The 16,775-nt window shown below is 48.3% G+C and carries 15 protein-coding genes; 13 read left to right on the top strand and 2 right to left on the bottom strand.

What is annotated here, in order from left to right:
* Window positions 1-311: 311 nt before the first annotated feature.
* Window positions 312-3,152, bottom strand: coding sequence for a M16 family metallopeptidase (locus SD53_RS09315; protein WP_046519966.1), 2,841 nt, complete (start codon window positions 3,150-3,152; stop codon window positions 312-314).
* Window positions 3,153-3,356: 204 nt separating this feature from the next.
* Here SD53_RS09315 and SD53_RS09310 point away from each other — a divergent pair, with 204 nt between their 5' ends.
* From SD53_RS09310 to SD53_RS09300, 3 genes are read left to right on the top strand one after another with little or no spacing between them, the layout of a single operon-like run.
* Complete coding sequence (locus tag SD53_RS09310) at window positions 3,357-5,357, top strand: intermembrane phospholipid transport YdbH family protein (protein ID WP_046519965.1); 2,001 nt, start codon at window positions 3,357-3,359, stop codon at window positions 5,355-5,357.
* 2 nt (window positions 5,358-5,359) lie between these two features.
* Window positions 5,360-5,605, top strand: a complete 246-nt coding sequence (locus tag SD53_RS19010; RefSeq protein WP_052749328.1) for a YnbE family lipoprotein — start codon at window positions 5,360-5,362, stop codon at window positions 5,603-5,605.
* A gap of 11 nt (window positions 5,606-5,616) precedes the next feature.
* Window positions 5,617-5,958 (top strand): YdbL family probable chaperone protein, encoded by a 342-nt coding sequence (locus SD53_RS09300; protein WP_046519964.1) that lies wholly within the window; start codon window positions 5,617-5,619, stop codon window positions 5,956-5,958.
* A 28-nt stretch (window positions 5,959-5,986) separates the two neighbouring features.
* Here the strand turns inward: SD53_RS09300 and SD53_RS09295 are convergent, their stop codons facing one another.
* On the bottom strand, window positions 5,987-6,283 hold the full coding sequence (locus SD53_RS09295) for a YciI-like protein (protein ID WP_046519963.1): 297 nt from the start codon (window positions 6,281-6,283) through the stop codon (window positions 5,987-5,989).
* 181 nt (window positions 6,284-6,464) lie between these two features.
* Between SD53_RS09295 and SD53_RS09290 the strand changes: the two genes are divergently transcribed.
* The 10 genes from SD53_RS09290 (at window position 6,465) to SD53_RS09245 (ending at window position 16,703) form a co-directional block, all read left to right on the top strand.
* Window positions 6,465-7,733 (top strand): efflux RND transporter periplasmic adaptor subunit, encoded by a 1,269-nt coding sequence (locus tag SD53_RS09290; RefSeq protein ID WP_046519962.1) that lies wholly within the window; start codon window positions 6,465-6,467, stop codon window positions 7,731-7,733.
* 44 nt (window positions 7,734-7,777) lie between these two features.
* Complete coding sequence (locus SD53_RS09285; RefSeq protein WP_046519961.1) at window positions 7,778-8,491, top strand: ABC transporter ATP-binding protein; 714 nt, start codon at window positions 7,778-7,780, stop codon at window positions 8,489-8,491.
* A 1-nt stretch (window position 8,492) separates the two neighbouring features.
* Entirely contained in the window at window positions 8,493-9,809 is a 1,317-nt protein-coding gene (locus SD53_RS09280) for an ABC transporter permease (RefSeq protein ID WP_046519960.1), read from the top strand.
* A 10-nt stretch (window positions 9,810-9,819) separates the two neighbouring features.
* A complete protein-coding gene (locus SD53_RS09275) occupies window positions 9,820-11,001 on the top strand; it encodes an ABC transporter permease (protein WP_046519959.1) in 1,182 nt (393 codons plus the stop codon).
* A gap of 3 nt (window positions 11,002-11,004) precedes the next feature.
* Entirely contained in the window at window positions 11,005-12,339 is a 1,335-nt protein-coding gene (locus SD53_RS09270) for a sigma-54-dependent transcriptional regulator (protein ID WP_046519958.1), read from the top strand.
* A gap of 6 nt (window positions 12,340-12,345) precedes the next feature.
* The gene (locus SD53_RS09265) at window positions 12,346-13,659 is read left to right on the top strand and encodes a sensor histidine kinase (protein ID WP_173425694.1); all 1,314 of its coding nucleotides are present in this window, start codon (window positions 12,346-12,348) and stop codon (window positions 13,657-13,659) included.
* 26 nt (window positions 13,660-13,685) lie between these two features.
* Entirely contained in the window at window positions 13,686-14,738 is a 1,053-nt protein-coding gene (locus SD53_RS09260) for a LacI family DNA-binding transcriptional regulator (RefSeq protein WP_046519990.1), read from the top strand.
* Window positions 14,739-14,820: 82 nt separating this feature from the next.
* On the top strand, window positions 14,821-15,630 hold the full coding sequence (locus tag SD53_RS18025) for a c-type cytochrome (RefSeq protein ID WP_052749327.1): 810 nt from the start codon (window positions 14,821-14,823) through the stop codon (window positions 15,628-15,630).
* 550 nt (window positions 15,631-16,180) lie between these two features.
* On the top strand, window positions 16,181-16,447 hold the full coding sequence (locus SD53_RS09250) for a type II toxin-antitoxin system Phd/YefM family antitoxin (RefSeq protein WP_046519957.1): 267 nt from the start codon (window positions 16,181-16,183) through the stop codon (window positions 16,445-16,447).
* Entirely contained in the window at window positions 16,428-16,703 is a 276-nt protein-coding gene (locus tag SD53_RS09245) for a Txe/YoeB family addiction module toxin (protein ID WP_046519956.1), read from the top strand. Before SD53_RS09250 ends, SD53_RS09245 begins: the two co-directional genes overlap by 20 nt.
* The last annotated feature ends 72 nt before the right edge of the window (window positions 16,704-16,775 follow it).

The following is a 16,775-nucleotide window of genomic DNA, read 5'->3' as shown; positions in this document are numbered from 1 at the left end:
TAGTGTGCCACGTTTTTCGACAAATTGTGACGATTAGTCATAAATTAATAAAAATGTAAGAAATGAGTAGTGATGATCCCTGAATGGCGTTGGGCAATTCCGACTATTTTGCGTTTGATCTGAGGTTGGAACTACAGCAAAGACGCAAACCATAGCCGTTAGAGTGTAGCGAGCAAAAGTACTTTCACCTATCGGAAAATAGATTAAATTTGTAACCAAATGGCTGTACTGTTAAGACCGATCACAAAGTTGGCCTGTTGGTGAGGAAAAATAAAGGCCACCTGCAGGTGGCCTATAGTACAGAGAGGCGATTAAAGACTGATTTTTTCCACCGGATACCCCAGTTTCTCCAGTTCAGGCGTTAAACTTTTGGCATCTCCCACCACCAGAATTGCCATTTCTTTGGTGTTTAAATGTTTAGCGGCCAACGCATTAATTTGTGCTTTGCTGATGTTGGACACAATCTGATTCCGCTCACGGACAAAATCCGGCGTTAAGTTAAATTCCAGAATTTGCGCCATAAAACCTAATTTGGCATTCGGTGTTTCGTACTTCAGCGCATCGGATTGATTAATAGCCTGACGCATAAAGGCCAGCTCGTCATCGGTAATACCTGTTTGGCGGAAGGTGTCCAGTTCGTTGATAAATTGACGAATTGAATCCGCCGTGGCATCGGCACGCACTGCCGCTGAAGCAGTGTAAGTACCTGCAAACTTGTCGGCGATAAAGCTGGCACGGGCACCATAGGTGTAACCTTTATCTTCACGTAAATTCAGGTTAATACGGCTATTAAAGGTACCACCTAACACAAAGTTCATCAGGCTGGCCTGATAAAACTCGCCTGTAATGTCCTGAGTCAGTGAACGCTTACCAATGCGAATTTCAGCTTGTGGTGCATCAGGTTTATCCAGCAGATAAATAGTGCCGGGTTTTGCTTTCATCCGACCTGTGTTGACCTGAACTGACGGGCCTTGACCTTGCCAGTCCGCCAACTGAGTTTTTAGTTCTGCCGCCACTTTGTCCTGGGCCAGATCAGACACCACTATTAACTGGCCACCCGCGGGTTTAAAGTAGGTCTGATACCAGTTTTTCACATCATCCAGGGTCAGTTTACTGACCGACTCCAGCGTCCCCTCGTTTGGTAACGCCGCGATGCTGCCATCAAACATCAGTTTATTGTACGCAGTGGCTGCTATATAAGCCGGGCTTGTAGCGCTGTGCTGAATACCCTGCAAGGTTTGCTGTTGCAGGCGACTGAAATCCTCGGCTTTAAAGGCTGGATTACGTAACTTTTCCTCCAGCAGCCTTAAGGTTTGTGGCAGATGTTTGCTGAGACTGGAGACAAACACCTCGATGTAACTGTCGCCTGAGCTGATACTGATACTGCTGCCCAGCTTTTCCAGCTCCAGACTCATTTGTTCTGTGCTGTAGTTTTGAGTGCTCTCATTCAGAATAGCCGCCAGTAAGGCGCTGACACCGGCTTTGTCGGCTGTTTCGTAATAACTGCCGACCGGGATCTTCAGCAGCAACGAAGTGGTCGGGGTTTCAGTGCTTTGGCTGCCCAACACTCTGATGCCGTTGCCCAAATCCATGGTCCAGGTGGCGGGTAACTCTACTGCAGGGTTGACACCCGCCAGAGGTTGTTTGCTGCGGTCAAAGGTGTCTACGGCCTTACGTACCTGTAAATCCTCGGCTTTGGTTGTAGACGGGCCACCAAAATCGTGTTTGACCGGCGTGAAATTATCAGCTCTGGCAATCAGTTGTTTCTGGCCTTTTGGCACCACACTCATCACCACAGAGTGCTGATTTTTAATGTAGGTGTTGTACACCCGCATCACATCCTCTTTGGTCACGGCGTTATAACGGGCTATATCGTCGGCAATAGTATCAGGTTTACCCTGAAAGGTCTGACTGGCCGCCAACTGGCTGACTTTGCCCGCTACACTTTGCAGACCAAAAATACTGCTGGCTTCCATTTTGGCTTTTACTTTTAATAAATCGTCGTCAGTGACACCACGCTGTTCAAATTCGGTCAGACTGGCACGGATCACTTGCTCTATATCGGCCAGCGTTTTACCGGACGCCGGATGTGGCAGGGCATACAGAGAAAATTCACACGCCAGTTCACGGCAAGGGTGCGACACAGCGGCTTGCACCGCCAACTGATTTTTCACCAGATTCTTATACAGCAATGAGTTATTACCGCCGCCTAAAATTTCCGACAAAATATCCAATGCCGCTTCGTCTTTGTGATTGGCATAGGCTGTTGGATAAGCGATGTAGACCAAAGGTAAGTGCACATTATCTTCCATCGAGATATAACGGGTTTCTGGTAGCTTCACGAACGTTTTAGCCGCATCCGTTACTTCAGGACCCCGTGGAATAGAACCAAAATACTTTTGCACCAGAGGCAGAATATCCTCAGCTTTTACTGCACCACCTATGGTTAAAGTTGCGTTATTCGGGCCATACCAGCGCAGGAAAAAGGCTTTGACATCATTGACGTTAGCGCGATTTAAGTCGTCCATATAACCAATCACAGGCCAGGAGTAGGGGTGGCCGTCCGGATACAAAGCCTGAGATACCCGCTCGTTTAACCGGCCATAAGGTTGGTTGTCAACGCGCTGGCCCCGTTCGTTTTTCACAGTTTCGCGTTGTACTTCAAACTTCTTCTCTGTTACCGCGTCCAGTAAAAAGCCCATGCGGTCTGCTTCTAACCAGAGCATTTTTTCTACCTGATTGACAGGTACGGTTTCAAAGTAGTTGGTGCGGTCTGAGTTGGTGGTGCCGTTTAGGGTGCCACCCGCTTCAGTGATAATTTTAAAATGCTCTTCGTCCGCCACGTTTTCAGAACCCTGAAACATCATATGCTCGAAGAAGTGGGCAAACCCTGACTTTCCTAACTCTTCACGAGCCGAACCCACGTGATAGGTGACATCTACATGCACTAATGGATCGGAGTTATCCTCATGAACAATCACAGTTAAACCATTGTCTAACACATACTTTTTATAGGGAATATGAATACCTTGCTGGGCTTTGGACTGGTCAACCAATGTCACACCCGCAGGTAAGTTTGAATGCGTCTGAGTGCCGCACGCCGCCAACGTCAGAGTAAAAGCGATAGCAATGGCTAATTTGGATTTGTTCATAGGGTCCTCCTTGTAAGTGGTCCGATTAAAACACGTTTCACAGGGGTTAAAAAGATACAACTATGTAACAAAGCGATACAATGCGACCAGAAGCGGCTTGATAGCGCTGGTGTCCGTTTGTGTTTAGCGCCAGACTAAAGATCTGAATTCATTCATAATTCAGTCAGCCTGAGTTAAAGTTCTGATAAGCAAAGAGGAAATGACGTGGCTAAGCCTGTTTTTGGCCCGAAGAAATCGACTTCCCGGTTAAAATGGAACCTGCTGTTATTACTGCTGGCAGGCTGTGTATTTGCTTTTATTCAGTTGCAGTTCTGGTGGACTCAACTGAATCCAAAATGGCAGGTGCTGGAATGGTCATGGGGCTCGGCGCGCGTGCAACAGTTGTCGTTCACTCTGCCGTTTTCCGGTCAGCAGCAGATGCAACTGGAGCAACTGGAACTTGGCTGGACGGGGTGGCCCTGGCCTTTGGATTTGGTAAAAGCTAAATCCTTAAAAGCCCAATTGGATTTACAGCGTGCGACATCCAGCGAAACACAGCAGGAAGCTGCGCCTTCAGTACCCACATTACCGCTCTGGTTGCCGAAGGTGTTGACGTTCGAACAGATAGAAGTCTCGCTGCCTTGTGCCCGTTTAAATACTAAGCTCAGCAACAGCACTGAAAATAACGACTGCAAGCTGACCGGCGCTTTAACCTACAGCGAACAAAGCCAACAGATACAGCTGCAACTGGCGAATCAACAAGCCGTATTTATTGAAGGTGTCGGCGATCTCAAGCTGGCGCTCAAAGCTTTGATCACACCAAGTGCTGAACAACTGCAAATTCCGCAGTTTGAACTGAGCCTTTTAAGCAGTACGCTCAATTGGCAGCAGTATCAGCTCTCTGATCTGGCTCTAAAGATAAGCGGTCGCGCCGTCTGGCAAAACAACCTGCTGCAATTTGAAGCCGCTGAACCTTTGCAACTGACCACCAGTTATCAGCAACCTGATTTGCAGGTACAGCAGCTGGTGCTGAATGCAACTTCATTGCAGTTGGAATTAGCCCCGGCGTTACTGGCAAATGCACAGCTGAAAAGCGATCTAAAACTTGAAGTGAAGCAGCTGCAGTATCCTTTGCTCAAAACGCTGGACTGGAACTGGGCCGGCACTGTTTTGTATCAGCAGCAACAAGCACAAATCGAAGGGCGTTTAGCCAACAGCGCATCTTTAGCGCTTGAGCATAAAGTGCAGATGGCAGAGCAAAAAGTCAGTCTGAGCTGGACTTTGCCAGAGCTGTTTTTTCTGGCCGGTAACCCGCTGCAAATCGGGCCTGTTTGGCCTGAACTGCTGACGCTGCAAAAAGGCAAAGCCTCAGGCCAAGGTCAACTGGTGTTTGACCTTGGCAGCATGAAGCTATCCAAACAACAAACAGAACTGCTGCTGCGTGATCTCAGCGGTATTTACGACCGGACTGTCTTTAACGGTTTAACCACCAGATTGAAGCTGTTCAGCGAAGGTGCGGCCTGGAAAGTAGAGACTGGCGATCTGAAGCTGCAACAGGTGAACCACGGTCTGGTGATGGGGCCATTGGAGCTGAATGCAGTCTACCAAACTACAGCACCGGACTGGCTAAAAGGCCAGTTAGACCTGAAGCAAGCCAAGCTGGCATTGTTTGGTGGCGAGGTCAGTGCAAAGCCGCAAAAGCTGGATTTAACTCAGGATGCTAAGGTAGCGCTGCAATTGGAGAAATTACAGTTAGCAGAATTGTTGAAACAGCACCCCAGCGCCGATATCACAGGACAGGGAACTCTGTCAGGAACTTTGCCTCTGAACATAGAACAAGGCAAGCTGACGGTGGCTCAGGGCTCGGTGGCCGCTTTGGCACCCGGTGGCAAAATTGCCTATCAGTCGCAAAAAGCTCAGGCGATGGCTCAGTCGAATCAGGGCATGAAGATTGTGATGCAGGCGCTGCAGAATTTTCATTTTTCAGTGCTGTCAGCCGGAGTGAGCTACAGCAAAGAGGGCCAGTTGTTCTTGGCGCTTCAACTGGCAGGCAATAACCCGGATTTTGAACAAGGCCGGGCTGTTAATTTCACCATTAATTTAGAAGAAAATTTACCGGCTATGATCAGCAGTTTGCAGTTAAGTGGTCAGGTCAGCGACTTAGTAAAAAAACGAGTTCAACAGCGTCTGGCAACCCAAAAAGCCAAAGACGCCCGTAAGGAGTAACAATGCGATATGGGCAGGATCAACAAGGTTCCCGGTCAGCACCGGTAAAGCGCAGCACAAAAGCAGCACCGGGTTTTATCCTCTGTCTGGTTATGTTAGGCGGCGCAGCCTGTACCCCGACTGTACAGGTGGCTATGCCAAATGAGCCAATTAATATCAATCTGAATGTCAAAATTCAGCATGAAATTTTAATTAAAGTGGACAAAGAGCTGGACGAGCTGATCAGTGATTCCAGTGGTTTATTTTAAGGAGCACCAAGATGAAAACTGTACATAAATTAGTGCTGTCAGCTTTGTTTGCAATCAGTTTGCCTGTGCTGGCGATGGATTTGCAGCAGGCTATGTCTGCCTTGAGTTCTGCTAAAAGCCAGGGCTTAGTGGGCGAACAACCGAATGGCTATTTGGGGGTGGTAGGCTCCTCGGCACAAGCTGAACAAATTGCCGAGTTAATTAACAAAGCCCGCAAAGCCGAATACCAGAAACTGGCGGCGAAAAACGGTATTCAGTTAGCCGACGTTGAGGCTATGGCCGGCCAAAAAGCCATAGAAAAAACCGAAGCCGGTCACTACATTCAGCTTAATGGCCAGTGGCAGAAAAAATAGAGCTTGAGGTCAGAACAGATTTTAATTTTTAGCGTATAGGTGTAGTGGCTTGTTCACCCACTACCGTATGCCACGGCAGGATCCGGTAGCTGCTGACTAAACCATTAATGACATAAGGGTCCGACTCGGCAAAGGCTTTCACCTGCGCCGGGTCGGCCACATTAAACAGCAGCAAAGCGCTTTCTACAGGCTCGCCCACTGCACCACCTAACACCAATTCTCCCCGCTCTGCGGCCTGCCAGGCCAGTTGCAAATGCTCTGCACGAAATAACACCCGCTTTTCCAGATAATCGGCTGAGGTTTGATACTGCAATACATAGTGCATGGTGACTCCTGGGTTTTTGTCCGCTGTCCGGCTGTTGTTCGCGGACACTTTTTCTGTCCGCGGACAGTTTTAATTATTCATTAGTGTATTGGTATTTGTTTATAAAACAATAGGTTAATTGATTTTATTCTGCTGGCACGTTCCCTGCTATGTCTGCGTAATCAGATTGCGGAGAACAACGATGATCCAGGGTACAGAAAATCAGGATATTCAAATCCAACCGAACAAAACCAGACAGTGGCGCCGCCCTGTGCTGGCCACTTTGTTTATGGCTGGTATCTGTTATATCAGCTATAGCCTGCTGGCGGCCAGTTCGGCTCAGGCTTCTTTGGTGTTGCCCAAAGATCAGGTGCAACTGGCCGTCGTCGAGCGCGGCAGCTTTACCCGTGATTTGTCGGTGCAAGGTCGGGTCGTAGCGGCCAATGCACCTACTTTGTTCAGTCAGGAAGCAGGCCAGGTGCAGTATCTGAAACAACCAGGTGAAGCTGTGCAATTAGGCGATTTATTGGCTGTGGTGTCCAGTCCGGCATTGGATAACGAGCTGCAGCAACAACGCGCTTTATTGGCCAGCATGGAATCTGAGTTTGAGCGGTCCACTTTACTGGCCCGTGAACTGCAACTGGATATGGAGCAGGTGCAAAACACCGCTCAGGTCAACTTAGTGGCGGCGAAACGTGAACTGGCACGGGCTGAGCAATCGATCAAAATGGGTGTGATTCGCCAACTGGATTACGACGTCGCCAAAGACAAATTATTACAGGCCGAACTGGAGTTTGATCACGCCAAACGTAAAGTCGCTTTGGCCTCAGATAAGCTGAATTTTGAAAAAAAGTCGGGTCAGTCCGCTTTAGCCCGTCAGGCTTTGGTGGTGGCTGAACTGGACCGCAAACTGGCGGCTTTACAAATTAAAGCGCCAGTTACTGGTCAGGTCGGCAACTGGCTGGTGGAACAGCAAAGTCATGTACTGGCGGGAACAGGTTTATTAACTGTCATCGATTTGAGTCGTTATGAAGCCGAGTTGTCGGTGCAGGAAAGTTATATCCGCGATTTAGCCGTCGGTATGCCGGTTGAAGTGAACTTAGGCAATCAGCAACTCAAAGGCGAGCTGAGCCATATAGCACCTGAAGTGAAAGACAACTTAGTCACAGCCCGTGTGCGTTTCTCGCAGAACGACAGTGCCAGCTTACGCCAGAACCAACGTTTATCAGCCCGCGTCATTATCGAACAAAAAGAAAATGTACTGCGCATCAAGCGTGGTGATTTTGTTGGTTCAGGCGCCAGTCGTATCGCGTATCAGGTCACCAATAATCTGGCGGTGAAAACCCCTGTGGTGTTAGGTGCGTCTTCAGTGCAATACGTCGAAATTTTACAAGGTGCCAAAGAGGGAGACCAATGGGTCATTTCTAATCTGGATGAATTTAAACAACAAGACAAAGTTCAACTGAACTAAGGCTTTCGCAGGAATCTGGGGCTTGAGCCCTACAGGAGCACACCATGATTAAAATTAATAACTTAAGCAAGATTTTCCGAACCGATTTAATTGAAACTCATGCCCTGCGGCAAATTAACCTGCAGGTGAACGAAGGTGAATTCGCCGCTTTAACAGGCCCGTCCGGTTCTGGTAAATCCACCTTGCTGAATGTGCTGGGTACTTTGGAAAGTTTTGATCAGGGCGATTATTTATTGGATGGCCGCTCGGTCAAAGGTTTATCAGACCGGGAATTGTCTGCCCTGAGAAACGAAAAAATAGGTTTTATTTTTCAGGGTTTTAACCTGATTAAAGATTTCAGCTTGTTCGACAATATCGAGCTGCCGCTGCGTTATCGTGGTTTTAGTGCGGCAGAGCGTAAACGCCGGGTTGAACATGCATTAGAAACCGTCGGTTTAGCTGCGCGTCGTGATTACCACCCAAGTCAGCTTTCTGGTGGCCAGCAACAACGGGTGGCTATAGCCCGTGCTATTGCAGGTGAGCCACGTATTCTGCTGGCGGACGAACCTACGGGTAATCTGGATTCGTTGATGGCCCGCCAGGTGATGGAGCTGTTAGAGAAAATCAATCAGCAAGGCTGCACCATCTTAATGGTGACTCACGACCCGGATCAGGCCCGTCGCGCTAACCGGCATATTCAGATTGTGGATGGTCAGCTCAATGACGCGACTTTATATGAACCACTGGGGTACGAACCTTTAACAGCAGCAGGAGCTTAACATGGAAGCCTTACTCCATAATCTGAAGCTGAGCTGGTTCAGCATTAAAAGAGCGCCTTTGCCTTATGCCTTAACCTTGCTGATTTTAAGTTTAGGTTTGGGCACCTTTTTCAGTAACGCCACTTTGTATTACTGGATGAATCGTGACCCGCTGCCGGAAAAAAGTGCCAGCTTATTTATGGTCCGCCTCAACTCAACACCGGGCGATTGTACCGACTGTTTTGATCCGCCTCGGGTGATGAGTTACATGGATATGCAAAAGATGAGTGGCAGCGGTATTCCATCGGCAGAAGCGGCAATGTTTTCCAGTGAGGCTTATGCCAAAACTGTGGAGAATCAGCAGGCTACCCCAAGCCATGTCAATCTGCGAGCCACCCAGCGCGACTTTTTTAAGCTGTTTAATGTGCCTTTTTTACATGGCGAAACCTGGCCTGACAATAATGCGCGGATGGAAGTGGTGATCAGTAAAAATACCGCGCTGAAGTTTTTTAGCCGCACCGATGTGGTTGGGCAGGAGATGCTGATTGATGACCAGCTTTATAAAGTTATAGGTGTGCTGAGCGACTGGGCCATGTTGCCACGTTTGTATGATGTGAACGGCCGTCGCTCCGCCGAGCCTGCTGAGGACATCTATATTCCGCTGGAAACCGCTTATGATTTAGCCATTCAGTCCAATACACAAAACTCGTTTTTTGATGTGGATTGGGATGGAGATGTGAAAACCTATCCACAAATGGCCAGAACTAACTTTGTGAATCAGTTGCAGTTTTGGGTTCAATTAGATAGCCCGGAAAAAGTCACGCAGTACCAACAATTTCTGAAAAACCTGGTGGCGGATGAAAAAGCGGCTGGCCGCCATACCCGACCAGAAAGTAACAAGTTGGATAATATTCTGGACGTGCAAAAAGCGATGCGGGCGACCAATGAGCAACTGGATGCTTTTGCTTTAGTGGCGTCATTATTTCTGCTGGTCTGTGTGGTCAATGCCAGTCATTTATCGTTAAACCGTTATATGGCGAACCAATACGAGTTCAGTTTACGCCGGGCTTTAGGTGCCAGCCGCTTGCAGCTACAAAGTCAAATTCTGGCCGATGTGCTGTTAAGTTCGGTATTAGCTTTTGCTGCGGCACTGCTGTTTGCTCAGTTGGGCTTATGGACTATTAATTCGTTATTGCCCAGCACCAGGGCTTTAGCGGGGTGGGACTGGCAGATGCTCGGCGTGATGGCGCTCTTTGTGCTGTTGATCAGTTATCTGGTCACTTTATACCCGGCGTTAAAAACCTCATTCAGTCCGCTGAATCAGCAGTTAAAACAATAAGGAGCACACCATGTCTGTTCATTTAATTCTTAAATCCTTATTGCGCCGTAAAGTGGTAACAGCTCTGTTGTTACTGCAACTGGCTGTCACTTTAGGTTTAGTAGTGAACTCTTTGCTATTGGCCAGCGCAGCTAAAGAGTTAGTGGATCAACCAACAGGGCTGGCTTTGGAGCAAATTCTGACCGTCAGAGTAAAACCGACCAGCGCATCGATGCGGGTTGAACCTGCGTTGTCTGAAGTGATAAACAGGCAACTGGCGGCCATTCGCTTAATTCCCGGTGTTGAAGCTGCCGAATACGCCAATCAGACCCCTTTGCGGCAGGGCGGGTCAAGTTCTAACCTGTTTGAAACCGACCGTCAGGATCAAAGTAATATTGATGCAGTGCCTTACTACAACACAGGCAGTCAGATTTTTCAGGTGCTTGGCACTCGCTTAATCGCGGGCAGGCAACTGACCGAGCTGGATAAAGGCACGCAAAATATTGTTCTGACCGAGAAACTGGCGAAACAACTTTTTGCTGAACAAAACCCTGTCGGGAAATCCACCAATCAGGGCACTGTGGTTGGTGTAGTGTCTGACTTTTATTCACAGCGCTATGCCACAGATCAATCCTATGGTGCTATCAATTTTATGCCCATGGCCAGAGCGGAAATGGGTTATCAACTGATGGTCCGGGTCGCAGCGGGACAGTCTGAAGCTGTGCGTCAGCAACTCACTGATGTGATCAGAAATGCCGAGCCAGAAATGGACATTGATACCGTAATGCGGATGGATGAAAACCGTGACGAAGTATTCCGCTCCGAAATTGGTTTAGCCACGTTACTCGCTGTATTAAGTGGCCTGATGTTGTTAGTGGCTATGATATCAGCCTACAGCCACGCCCATTTCCACGCGCTACAAATGCAAAAAGAAGTAGGGATTAAGCGGGCTTTAGGCGCCAGTAAGGCACGGGTGTTGCTGGACGTGTTAAGTGAAAGCTGGTTAACCACAGCCATAGGTGCTGGCTTTGGGATTCTGGTCTGTTATGGCTTAAATATCAGTCTGGCTAAGGTGATCAGCATACCTGCAGTGCCGGTCTGGCTGCCGCTGCTGACACTGGTTTTATTGCTGCTTTGTGTCACGCTGGCCACATGGTATCCTGCCAGAATAGCAACCAGAATTTCACCAGCCACAGCAACTAAGACCTTATAAGTAATGAACAAAATACTGGTCATCGATGATAACGAGGCGGTTTGTACCGCCCTGATGACCCTGTTTCAGTTGCAGGGGTATCAGGTCTTTATTGCGCAGCAGCCTCAGCTCGCTAAAAGTATTTTGCAGCAGCAAGCTATCGATCTGATCTTGCAGGATATGAACTTTGCTCAGGGGGAAATGAGTGGCGCGCAGGGCAAAGCACTGTTTTATCAGTTACGCTCTGACTACCCGGCTATTCCGGTGGTGCTGCTGACGGCCTGGACTCATTTGGATATGGTGGTGGAGCTGGTCAAAGCCGGTGCCACCGACTATATCGCCAAACCCTGGGATGACCAGCGTTTACTCACCACTGTGGCGAATGCGCTGAAAATTAAACAACTGACCGAACAAAACTTAAAAGCTGAGCGCAAACAGCAGGAAAGATTAGGTCTGTTTGCCGGTAAAGACTTATGTGGTTTAGTCTTTGCCAGCACCGCCATGGAGCAGTTGCTGCAGATGGCCTTGCAATTGGCCCCCAGCAATGCAGCAGTGCTGATTACAGGTGAAAATGGTGCGGGCAAAGAGGGCATAGCACAGGTGTTGCATGCCAATTCCAGCCGTAAACAACAGCCGTTGATCAAAGTCAATATGGGCGCATTGCCTGCCGATTTAATGGAAGCTGAGCTGTTTGGGGCCGAAGCCGGAGCCTACAGCGGCGCCACTAAAACCCGGATAGGCCGTTTTGAAGCGGCAGATGGCGGTACTTTATTTCTGGATGAAATAGGCAACCTGTCGTTATCAGGCCAGATGAAGTTACTGCGGGTGTTACAAACCGGTGAGTTTGAGCGTTTAGGCTCTAGTCAGACCCGTAAAGTGGATGTGCGTATTATCAGCGCCACCAATGCCGATTTAACCAAAGCCATAGCCGCAGGCAGTTTCCGGCAGGATTTGTATTACCGCATTAACGTCGTGCAATTGCATTTGCCAGCACTGAAAGACAGAGTGGACGATATAGTGCCTCTGGCACGGCATTTTTTAGCAGGCCAAAAAAGCCTAACGAAAAAAGCCGAGCAGGCACTACAAAGTTACCACTGGCCCGGCAATGTGCGGGAGCTGCAAAATTTATGTCAGCGCGCTTTATTGCTGACGCTCTCGGATGAAATTGACGCCGATGATTTAGCTTTGCCACAGGAACAAAGCTCAGCCAAAAAAGCGTTGGATGATTTGGATAAACAACAAATAGAGCAGGCGTTACAACAAGCTCAGGGGGTGGTGGCGCGAGCCGCTAAACAACTGGGCATTAGCCGTCAGGCTTTGTACCGGCGCATGGAGTTTTATGGCATTGAACCAGTGTAATTGCTTATGCAATTGATCCGCCGAGTGTATTTACTGGTGCTGGCTTTATTAGTGCCGGTATTTTTGTTGCTGCGCTATCTGGATGCGCAGCCGCTCTGGTACGGAATTTTTGTCGGCTTTGTTCTGCTGATTTGGCTGGTACTGCACCTGGCGTTAAACCTTTTGCTGCAGGAGATTGAAGCGCTGAATTTACATGCGCAAAACCTGCAGGACGGCAGTTTTAATGTCGACGCCAACAGACAACTGTTGCGGGAGTTAAAACCTTTAGCTGAAGTATTGCAGCAGATGTCGGCGCAACTCCGGCAGGAACGCGCCACTTTGTATCAGCGTGAATTGCTGCTCGACACCGTCTTGCAATCCAGCCCCAGTGCTATGGTATTAACAGACCAGACAGGACGGGTGCTGATGACCAATCCGGCCGCCCGGGTTTTATTGCATCAGGGCCGTAAGTTTGAAGGACTGCTGTTTGCTGAATTAACGGCAAAACTACCTGAACTGGCCCTGGCTATTCAAAGCGGACAACAGGGTTTATTGCATCTGGGCGAACCTGTGTCTATTTGGCATTTGTCGGTAAGTTCATTTTCGCTCAATCAAAAACCACATCAGCTCTATTTACTCAAACCTATGACCCGCGAAATTCATCGCGAAGAAGTCAAAGCCTGGAAAAAACTGCTGCGGGTGATAGGGCATGAGCTGAATAATACGCTGGCACCTTTGTCCTCTATGGCCTACTCAGGCCAGTTGGTGGCAACACAATTACAACATACCCAGTTGCAGCAAATTTTCCAGACCATTAGTGAGCGCCAGCAGCATTTAAATCAGTTTTTACAATCTTATATTCAGTTTGCCAAGTTACCTGCTCCGGCGTTAGCGCCAGTACAATGGGCTCGGCTGATCAATCAGTTGCAGGATCAGTACGAGTTTGAACTCGAAGGCGATTTACCACGCCGTATCTGGCTGGCCGACCCACTGCAGCTGTCGCAGTTGCTGTTAAACCTGTTAAAAAACGCTCATGAATCAGGTTCAGATCCAGAGCAAATTCAACTGAGTTTTACCGAGATGCCAGATCAGTTGCTGATCCATATTCAGGATGCAGGCGGCGGTATGACAAGCGAAGCTTTAGCCCATGCCATGGTGCCTTTTTACACCAGCAAAGAGAATGGCTCTGGCATAGGTTTAACTTTGTGCCGTGATATTGCCGAAGCGCATGGCGGTAGTTTAAGCCTGCAAAATCAGGGGCCTGGACTTTTGGTCACTGTGGCATTACCTGCTTCTGCGTCACACTCTGGCGCTGGCAATTCTGTGACTGAACAGGCATGATAAAGCCTGAACTAAAACAGGGTGTTATGGCTGTGTCGGCAACTGAAAAACCAAAAAAACTCAATTTAAAAACTGTCGCTTCCTACTTAGGGGTATCTGTGGCAACAGTGTCCAATGCCTACAACAGACCAGACCAACTTTCCCCTGAATTACGCCAGCGTATTTTGCAGCAATGCGCCGAATTGGGTTACGACGGCCCCAATGCCGCAGCCCGTAGTTTACGCACCGGCCGCTCTGGCATAGTGGCGATTTTATTGTCGGACACATTGGAGTATTCAGTCAGCGACCCGGTCGCTAATCAGTTTATTAAAGGGGTGGCCGAAGTACTGCAGGAGCAGGGCATGGATATGCTGTTGTTGTCTGGCCGTCACGATACCAGCAGCAGCAGTGCTGAAGCTGTGCCTGATGCCTTTATTTTGTATGGCGCGCCCAGCAATCCTGAGCAATTAAACCGCATTATCAAAAGTGGTAAGCCTTTGATCACTGTGGACTGTAATCTGGATACTGTGATGTCGGTGAACGTTGATAACTACGCGGCTGCGCATCGGATTGCTGAACATGCGTTGAAAAAAATGTCGGGTAAAGTGGCAGTGCTGGGGCTGCGTTTAATTGAATCCGACAGAGTCTGCCGTATTCAACCGCATGAGCTATACAGCACAGAACAAGCCATTTCCCGCCGCCGTTTAGATGGTTATTTAGCGGCAGCACAGGAGCAAGGCCGCGATTTACCTGCCGATTCGGTCTGGCATATTCCTGTGAATACTCATCATTTTGCTCTGATAGCTGCCCGTGAGGCTTTAACTCAGTATCCACGGCCTCAAGTTTTGCTTTGTATGAGCGACCGTATTGCGCTGGCTGCTATGGCGGTTGCCCGTGAGCTGGAGATTAAAATACCGGATGATTTAGTGGTAGTGGGCTTTGATGGTATTGAGGAGGCTGAACGTTTTTACCCCAGCCTGACTACTATTGCCCAGCATAGCGATGAAAAAGGCCGTACTGCGGCGCGCATCTTGTTGTCGGGTGAGTTAGGCGCTGATTTAGTAATGCCCTCTGAGCTAATCATACGGCAAAGTTGTTAACCGAGGTTGGCAAGAGAGGCGCTACGCCAAGCCCAGGTTCTTCAAAACATTCGTATTATCTACACAGAAGGCAGGAGCAGCGATGAACAGAGTTTGGTGGATAGTTTTATGGTGGGCTGTGATGCCATCCTGTCTTGCTGCGCAAGATCTGCAGATCCAACTGCCAGAGCAAAAGCTCACCTGGTCTCTGGCGCAAATCAAACAACAAGTGCCGGTGCAGCAGATCAAGTTAGTTGACCCTGTCTACAACAGTGAAAAAAGTTTCGAAGGCGTGTCGTTATTGCAGCTATTAAAAGCTGCAGGTTATACGCCTGGTCAAGCCGCCGATGAAGTGGTACTGACCGCCTCTGACGGTTACGCGCCCAGTATGCCACTTGAGTATTTGCTGGATGACCAGGCGGTAATGGTGTTTGCCGAAAGCGGCAAAAAGGACTTTGAATTTGCGTTAGTAGCCCAGGGCAAAGCCATGGTGTCACCTGCACCATTTTATCTGGTGTGGAAACAAGGCAAAGCGGTCGAAAAAACCAGACCCTGGCCTTATCAGTTAGTGAAATTGGAGCTGGTCAGTTTCCAGCAACGGTACCCCAAACTCTATCCAACCAATGCAGCCCAAAACTCAGCCGCTTATCAGGGCTTTTTGCTGTTTAAACAAAGCTGCATCAGTTGCCATTCCATCAACCTGCAAGGTGGCGAGTTAGGGCCGGAGCTTAACGCTCCGAAAAACGTTACCGAATACTGGACTGACGATCACCTAAAAGCCTTTATCCCCAACGCCTCCGGCTACAGATACAAAAGCAAAATGCCCACTTTTCCGCAGTTTAGCGATAAGGATATCGACCACTTAGTGGCGTATTTAAAGCATATGAAGAGTTATAAAATTCAGACCCCTTAGGGTTTAGCTTTAACCATGTTTTTCACTTTGTGATAGCGGGTGAGGTGGCTGCGGAATGGGCATAGTACACGCAGACACGCCGTAAACCCCTCCATGGGGGCTCGCCTTTCGCTATCCCTGCGAAAGACGGTCTGCTTAGCCCTATACCCATCCTCGCTTTGGCGTAGTGCTGTTTTGTTCGTAAAACTGACTTTGGCTATATATCAGGGTTAATACAGAGTGTTATTTGCTCTAACCATAAAACACGCACGCTTTGAGCAATTAAACAGGCATATTTATTTGTTGCTGAAGCAGGAAAAACCTTAGCGTCAGATCTTGCGGTGTGCGTTGTTTCCTTGTTTCGCTCAAAGCCCATTTAGCTAAATTATTGCTCGACCTCAAATCTGCGCTATCGTTTCTCTACAATTACATTATCAGAAGGCCTCTGATAATGTAATTGTACAAAGTGTTGTACTTTTAAAATTGACCAATTGTACAAAGTTTGGTACTTTTATCTCAGTAAAGTAGTAGTTTTTAGGTAAGTTGTGTTCGGTAATTTGGGGATAGAAAAATGGACGTATTAACAGTCAGCGAAGCCAGAGCCAGCTTTAAAGCTGTGATTGATCGCGTGCTGGATACGCATGAGCCTACGCTTATCACCAGTCAGCGTTCTGGTAATGTGGTGATGATTTCCGAGGCAGACTTTAACGCTATGCAGGAAACCCTGTATCTATTGGGTACGCCAAATAACGCAAACCGTTTAAGGGAATCTGTAGCTCGGATTAAAGCAGGTACATTCGAAATGCAGGATGTAGTCAATGTCGAAGAAAAAAGCTGAACCCGGCATTGGCTTCGATAAGCATGCCTGGGAAGATTACCTGTACTTTAAGACGCATGACCAGAAGCTTTCTGCTCGTATTGATGAGCTAATTAAAGAAGCACTGCGGTCTCCGCTGGAGGGTAAAGGCAAACCTGAACGCCTTATTGGCGATTTAACCGGGTTTTATTCACGGCGTATCAACAGAGAACACCGTCTGGTTTACACCTATGTGGACGGTTTATTGGTGATAGCTCAGTGTCGTTTTCATTATTAGCCTTGTAGTTTGGTTTGCTATTTTTATAACCTCACCTCATTTCATACAAAACCCCAAACCACCTGAAATAAA

Origin of the sequence: Rheinheimera mesophila (assembly GCF_000986865.1) — a bacterium.
Lineage (GTDB): Bacteria > Pseudomonadota > Gammaproteobacteria > Enterobacterales > Alteromonadaceae > Pararheinheimera > Pararheinheimera mesophila.
This window is presented reverse-complemented; position numbering and strand designations above follow the sequence as displayed.